The following is a 6,009-nucleotide window of genomic DNA, read 5'->3' on the forward strand; positions in this document are numbered from 1 at the left end:
GCCTAGAGCCGCGAGGCTTCGAGCGCTTCCGGATGGAGCACGAACTCGTCGAGGCAGACGATCGCCTGCTCCAGCGCATCCGCCCCGGCAACCTCTTCGGGGTCGAGGAGATGAAGGAAGCGGCGGAATTGGAGCAGTTCCTTCAGCGCCTCCCCCTCGCTCCGCACCCGTCCACGGATCTGGCGGATCTCTTGTCGGGCGTCGATCTTGCCTTCCAGCACGAGCATCTTGGCTAGCCCGAGGTTTTCGGAAACCGAGAACTCATCGAAGTAGATTCGCCGCAGGACCTCGAGCAGCCGTTCGCCCGCTCTCGCCCGTTTATGCAGCAGGCGAGCGCTCTGTTCGATCTCGTCCATCGAGAGCTCGACCATCCGCTGAAAGGCGAGAAGCTCCTGCGGATGGAGGGAAGGGAAGGAGAGGGTCGTCAATCGCTCGAGTTCTTCTTCGATCGGCGTCTGGTTTAGGATCCGCTTGATCGACGGAAGAGGACGGACGCGCAGCGGTTCGAGGCTCTTCTTCTTCAGCGTCCGAAAGAGCCGTTCGGTATCGAACCCCCGCGCCTCGAAGCGCGTCTCCAAAAAACCAACGTAGCCTGCCTCCTGCAGGTTGGGCCGTCCCGCCCGTCCCGCCATTTGCAAAAACTCCATCTTGGTCACCGGACCCGAGATGTACCGTGCGAGCTGAGCAAAAAGGACCGTTCTCACCGGAAGGTTGATTCCCAAGGAAAGCGCATCGGTGGCTGCAACGGCAAGAAGCAGGTTTTCCCGAGCGAGCCGCTCGACGAAGAGCTTCTCCTTATAAAGGAGCGTGCCGTGATAGATGGCCACCCCTCCGGTCGCCAACCGGAGAAGATCGGGCCGATCCACCCGGTACCGCTTCGCCAGCTCCCGGATCCGTTCCCGCTCCGGCCGCCCTATCCGTCCCTGGGCGGAATGGTAGAGCTCTCCCGCCAGCCCCATCACCCCCTTGTAGGAAAAGACAAAGACGAGCACCGGAGCCAACTTCTCCCAGAGTTTTCGCTCGGAAGGCTGCCGATCCAGATAGTGGATGGGAACCGGTCGGCGGTTCTGCTCGATAAGCTCGAGAGGGCGAGCCGCCAGCCGCGAGAGATATTCGAGGAAGCGTGGGGCATCGACCGTCGCCGAGAGAAAGAGCAGATCGCTTTCCGGGTGCGTCCCCGCGATCCCCTCGGCGTACGCCCGGGCTCGATCCGGATTGTGGACCATGTAATGGATCTCGTCCACGATGACGCGCTGATGCGGCAGGCGGGAAAAGCGATTGGCGTAGACCTCCTGCGTCATGCAGAGAAGGGGTGCTTCCGGATTGCGCTTCACATCCCCTGTGAGAATCCCCACCATCTCCTCCCCGAAGAGTGCGCGGAGCTCCAGGTATCGTTCGTTAGAGAGCGCCTTGATCGGGGCCGTGAAAATCACCCGCCTGCGCCGCTCTTCCCCGATCTCCGCCCATCGGTAGGCGATCACCGTCTTCCCGCTGCCGGTCGGCGCCGCAATGAGGGCACTTCGATCCCGCACGCGCGCCAGCGCCTCCTCCTGCCAGGGATAGAGGTCGATCTTTTTCCCGTAGAGATTGCGCATCGGCCCTTAGCCCGTGGTTCTCACGACATTGCGCCGGCGTCCTGGGAAGTGGGCCCGCCTCGGGTACGAACTTTGTGAGACATGCGGGCTAAGCGGGCAAGGAGCAGAAAGCCGGACGGCAAATCGCAAAAGAAATCACGAATCACGTTCGGCTCTTTTCATTCCTTGCTCAAGGGAATAAATCATGAGGGAAAGGAGATCCCCGCTCCGGCCCGCGCTTTGGCCTCCGGCCCGGAACGGGCGTCTTTCCGGAAGACCTCGGATGAAACGGGCTTTGGCCGAGCTGCCGCTGCACAACGGAAAGGCTCCTGCCGCCCTTTTCGATCGGATGACGCGACTGGCCGGTGCCGTCGTGATGGCGATCGTTGGGGAACATGGCTCAGAAGAGATGCTCCGTCGTCTCGCCGATCCATGGTGGTTTCAAGCCTTTGGCTGTCTGCTCGGCTTTGACTGGCACTCCTCCGGACTGACGACGGTGACCTGCGGAGCACTAAAGGAAGCCTACCGGGCCTACGGTCCGGAACTGGGGATCGTGGTCGCCGGCGGGAAAGGCGCGACAAGCCGGAAGGCTCCTGAGGAAATCACCCGCTCCGCCGATCGGCTGGGGATCAGCCAGGGGGAAAGGCTTGTCTACGCCTCCCGGATGAGTGCGAAGGTCGACTCGGCCGCCGTGCAGGATGGCTACGCTCTCTACCATCATAGCTTTTTCTTCACGCCCAAGGGAGCTTGGTGCGTCGTTCAACAAGGAATGAACGAGCGGAGTCGCATGGCGCGCCGCTACCACTGGATCGGCGAATCCGTCGCCGACTTTGTCTGCGAACCCCATGCGGCGATCGAGGATCTTGCCGCCGCTCCCACAGAAGATCGGCATCCGGCCTCCGAAGGTCTCCTCAACATGGTCGCCCAAGAGGCGGGTCCCAATCGGAGCGCAAGTGCCGCTCTGATTCGTGAGGAGCCGGAGCGTTTCCTGGAAACCTTGCGGGCCGGCGTGGAAGGGCCGACTCTTTTCGCACCCATGCGCCACGTCCTTCTGCCGATCGACGTCGATCTGGCGAGACTCGGCCGTATCGTCGCGGCCGCCCACCGAAGGGCTCCGCAAGACTTCGAGGCGCTCCTTGGAACGCCGCAAGTAGGTCCCAAGGCGATCCGGAGCCTGGCGCTGACGGCCGAGCTCATCTATGGGGTTCCGATTGCTCGCCGAGATCCCGCTCGCTCCGGTCGATGGGCCGATTATGCCTACGCGCACGGAGGCAAGGACGGACATCCGTTTCCGGTCGATCGGCGGCTCTACGAGCAGGATATCGCCGTCGTGACCGATGCCGTGCGAAGCGCCCGGCTCGGCCGCACGGAAAGGATCGAAGCACTACGGCGGCTCGCTCGGCTGGGCGGATAACCACCTCTACTCTCCGTAGAGCTGGACGAGGCGTCGTACGCGACGAGCGCCCACGGCGAAGGCGGAGGGCGGAAACGTGAGGGCGGCGGGGTAGCGGCCGACCTCGAGAAGCGAAGCTACGCTTTTTCCTTTCGTGGTGCGCACCTCGATCCGCCAAATGTCGCGCCACTGCGTGGCAAGGAACCACCAGCGGCAGCGGCCCTCCTGCCAGCAGAGAAGGGGCGCTTGACCGAGAAAGGCGGCGAGCCGCTCGTAATCGAGCGGGAAGAGCGGGTGAAGCAGCAAGTTGACTTCCCGGGGTGCTGCCTCTCGCTCCCACTCATTTTCTTTTTCGGCCAGTTCCTGGAGCACGGCGGAAACGGCAACGGACTCCGACGAGAGCGACATCGGAGGAAGCCTCAGGGAGGGAAGATGTGCCAACCGATCCACGGCAAAAGAGAGCAGCACCCCTACATCGATCGTATGCGTGAGACGATCCGCTTCCGTTTTCCTCTCGGCAAACCAGACGCCACTCAGCATGGTCGCCATCGCGGTCTGCCCCGTCTCTCCCGGAGCCTCCACAACAGAGCTGCCTTCTCCAAGGATCCCCAGCAGAAGCTCCTCTTCGTCCGGGTCGAGGCCCGAAAGCGGGATCGAGCAAGGAGGCTCCCAGATGCGCTGGCCCAGCAGCGCCCGTTCGAGCGTCAGCAGCACCCCTTCGATGCGAGGCGCATAGCTGACGAATGACTGCCTTGGCAGCGGGGGCGAAGTCTTTTGCTTCGGCTTTTGAAGCTTCGACGGCGGAAAGGGGAAAGTTGTCTTTTTACCCGCTTCCGTTGCCGCCAAGGGAGATCTTCTCGGGGAGTGCATAGTGGGAAAGCAGTATGGCGAGAAAAGAGATCCCGTTCTCCTCACGAAGAGGAGAGTTACCGGCCTCCTGTCCGGCGGGGGCATGAGCCCACGCGCCTGGAGGCGGAACGAAATAGGCGCTAGAGAAGTGGCGTTTCACCGTTTAGCACTAAGTTGGCAAACTTTGGAATCTTAACGCAATTTCGAAGAGGCGGCAAGCTGCACGGTTTTAGGCAAATCTCCTCTCGATAGATACAGGGATCTGCTTATAAAACATAATCGCATTTCCTAGCTGGTCGGCAAATCCCGACCGGAACATTCCCGTAGGGGTCGCCGACCTGCCTTTTCCGTGAACCTAGCCTGCCTCTCTCCCAAGCATTCTCCTGCGGCTTGCGCAATGGACCTGTCTGCTTTGTTGCGCCTTGGTTTTTCCCTCCGTGCAGTATGTCGTCAACCAGCTCCGGGGGAAAACCTGCGGCCCGCCTTGCATCCAGGCCCATCCGCCGTGCCTCGGGTACGAACTTTGTGAGACATGCAGGCTGGCCCAGGCAGAAAACGAAATCCCGATTGTGGTTCCACCCTCTCAAACGTACTCTCTTCGTGGCAGCAACCAGGCTCGGGTGGTTCTCGAAAGGCTGCAGTCCGAAGAGGGACAGGTGGCAGAGCGGTTGATTGCGGCGGTCTTGAAAACCGCTAACCCGCAAGGGTTCGTGGGTTCGAATCCCACCCTGTCCGCCATTTCACTCCCTGAGTGTCTACTGCGCAGTCATTTTCTTTTGAGAAACGCTTCGGCAATTTCGCGAGCCGGATGGGAGCCGCTTCCTGTCTAGGCCGCGAGGTCGGCCAGCTTCGCGATGGTGTTGATGTTCCGTGCCGTGCCGTTCGCCGCAATCGGAATCTTGAGCTTCGAGCGGCCCACGCCCTCTTTATAGGCCACATAAATCTCCCGCTTGCCCAAGCGGACCTCTTCGTCCTTCTGGTGCTTGATCCCATCGAGTATGTTGGCGGGCCGAGGGGCGTCCAGAAAAATGGCGTAGGTCCAATTGGGCGGAGCTTCCGCAAAAGGATTGGCGGCTAGAACCTCCGGCATCTCGTTTGCCGTGCGCACGATCACACCCACCGGCTTGCCCGCATAGGACTTCAGACGTTCCTCCAGCACTACTTTTACCTGCGCCTCGGATTGGTCGGCCGAAAACACGACGTTGCCGCTGGCGATATAGGTCTGAACCCCTCGGAAGCCTGCGGCGACGCAGATCGCCTTCAACTCGGACATCGGCAGCTTGCCCGTCCTGCCGACATTCACGGCGCGCAGCAGTGCGACATAAGAGGGCATCCGGGCCTATTGCTCGTTCTCGAGGTTGGAGAGTCGCCCGGAGTGGTGAAGTGTCGTTTTGCGCATCTCGTGCAGGCTGGCAGAGCTTCGTGGATCGTGACACTCTCCGTGCTCAGTTCCTCCATAAAATCGCCGGGCTCGCGATTTAGCTCGGGCCACAGTAGTGTAAGACGATTTCGGCTCGATCGTTGTCGGCGATGAATGGCACCGACGAACCTCTGCCCATCCGTGCCGCGGTGTCCGCTCCGGCGGATGTTGGGTTATTGTTTAGGATGACCCCGACCTTGTGCCGGTGGAGGAACTGCACTCGCCTGCTTGTTCCCCGGGGACCGATGGGATGGTGCAGATCCCGCCAAGCTTGCCCTGTCCTGTAGTGCTGCGATCAGCGGACACGAAACATTCCCCTGCCGCGAGTGGCAGGCGAACACGAGTTCGGAAAGCACGGTTTCTATCCGCGCCAAGTCGGCGATCCTTTCGCGCACTTCCTTGAGCTTCTGCTCGGCCAGACTGCCGGCTTCCTCGCAATGGGCGCCATCGTCGAGTCGCAGCAGGTCGGCAATTTCATTCAGGCTGAATCCCAGCCGCTGAGCCGACTTCACGAATTTGACCCGAACCACATCCGCACCGCCGTAGCGGCGAACGCTGCCGTAAGGCTTGGCCGGTTCCACTAACAGGCCCTTGCGCTGATAGAACCGAATCGTCTCCACGTTGACCCCGGCCGCCTTGGCAAAACCGCCGATCGTCAGCTTCTCCCCACTGTTTTTCATGCCGCTAGCCGCCATTTCCCGCAAATTTCGTAGCCGAGGCGCCGCAAATGGGCTTGGATGCGAGGCGCGGTACCGGTTTTCCACCGGAGCTGT

The 6,009-nt window shown here is 61.3% G+C and carries 5 protein-coding genes and 1 tRNA gene; 2 read left to right on the forward strand and 4 right to left on the reverse strand.

Annotated elements, in window-relative coordinates:
* Window positions 1–2: 2 nt before the first annotated feature.
* Window positions 3–1,595 carry a DEAD/DEAH box helicase gene (locus tag MAMT_RS06795; protein WP_142660236.1) on the reverse strand — a complete coding sequence of 531 codons (1,593 nt, stop codon included), beginning with the start codon at window positions 1,593–1,595 and terminating at the stop codon, window positions 3–5.
* A 262-nt stretch (window positions 1,596–1,857) separates the two neighbouring features.
* On the opposite strand from MAMT_RS06795, the gene MAMT_RS06800 reads away from it, so the two are divergent.
* Entirely contained in the window at window positions 1,858–2,988 is a 1,131-nt protein-coding gene (locus MAMT_RS06800) for a DUF763 domain-containing protein (RefSeq protein ID WP_142660237.1), read from the forward strand.
* 6 nt (window positions 2,989–2,994) lie between these two features.
* Here MAMT_RS06800 and MAMT_RS06805 read toward each other — a convergent pair whose 3' ends face one another.
* Entirely contained in the window at window positions 2,995–3,813 is an 819-nt protein-coding gene (locus MAMT_RS06805; protein WP_246186570.1) for a hydrogenase expression/formation C-terminal domain-containing protein, read from the reverse strand.
* Window positions 3,814–4,466: 653 nt separating this feature from the next.
* Between MAMT_RS06805 and MAMT_RS06810 the strand changes: the two genes are divergently transcribed.
* A tRNA-Ser gene (locus tag MAMT_RS06810) sits at window positions 4,467–4,554 on the forward strand.
* An 88-nt stretch (window positions 4,555–4,642) separates the two neighbouring features.
* On the opposite strand, the gene MAMT_RS06815 is transcribed toward MAMT_RS06810, so the two are convergent.
* Both MAMT_RS06815 and merR read right to left on the reverse strand, forming a co-directional pair.
* Complete coding sequence (locus tag MAMT_RS06815; RefSeq protein WP_142660239.1) at window positions 4,643–5,149, reverse strand: DUF1697 domain-containing protein; 507 nt, start codon at window positions 5,147–5,149, stop codon at window positions 4,643–4,645.
* A gap of 260 nt (window positions 5,150–5,409) precedes the next feature.
* Window positions 5,410–5,916, reverse strand: a complete 507-nt coding sequence (merR, locus tag MAMT_RS06820; RefSeq protein ID WP_246186571.1) for a mercury resistance transcriptional regulator MerR — start codon at window positions 5,914–5,916, stop codon at window positions 5,410–5,412.
* Between the last annotated feature and the right edge of the window lie 93 nt (window positions 5,917–6,009).

It is taken from the genome of Methylacidimicrobium tartarophylax (assembly GCF_902143375.2).
In the GTDB taxonomy this organism is placed as follows: Bacteria; Verrucomicrobiota; Verrucomicrobiia; order Methylacidiphilales; family Methylacidiphilaceae; genus Methylacidimicrobium; species Methylacidimicrobium tartarophylax.

Excerpts from the sequence above, each read along its gene's own strand:
- MAMT_RS06795 (WP_142660236.1), bottom strand. The coding sequence starts at position 1,595 with ATGCGCAATCTCTACGGGAAAAAGATCGACCTCTATCCCTGGCAGGAG.
- MAMT_RS06800 (WP_142660237.1), top strand. The coding sequence starts at position 1,858 with ATGAAACGGGCTTTGGCCGAGCTGCCGCTGCACAACGGAAAGGCTCCT.
- MAMT_RS06815 (WP_142660239.1), bottom strand. The coding sequence starts at position 5,149 with ATGCCCTCTTATGTCGCACTGCTGCGCGCCGTGAATGTCGGCAGGACG.
- merR (WP_246186571.1), bottom strand. The coding sequence starts at position 5,916 with ATGAAAAACAGTGGGGAGAAGCTGACGATCGGCGGTTTTGCCAAGGCG.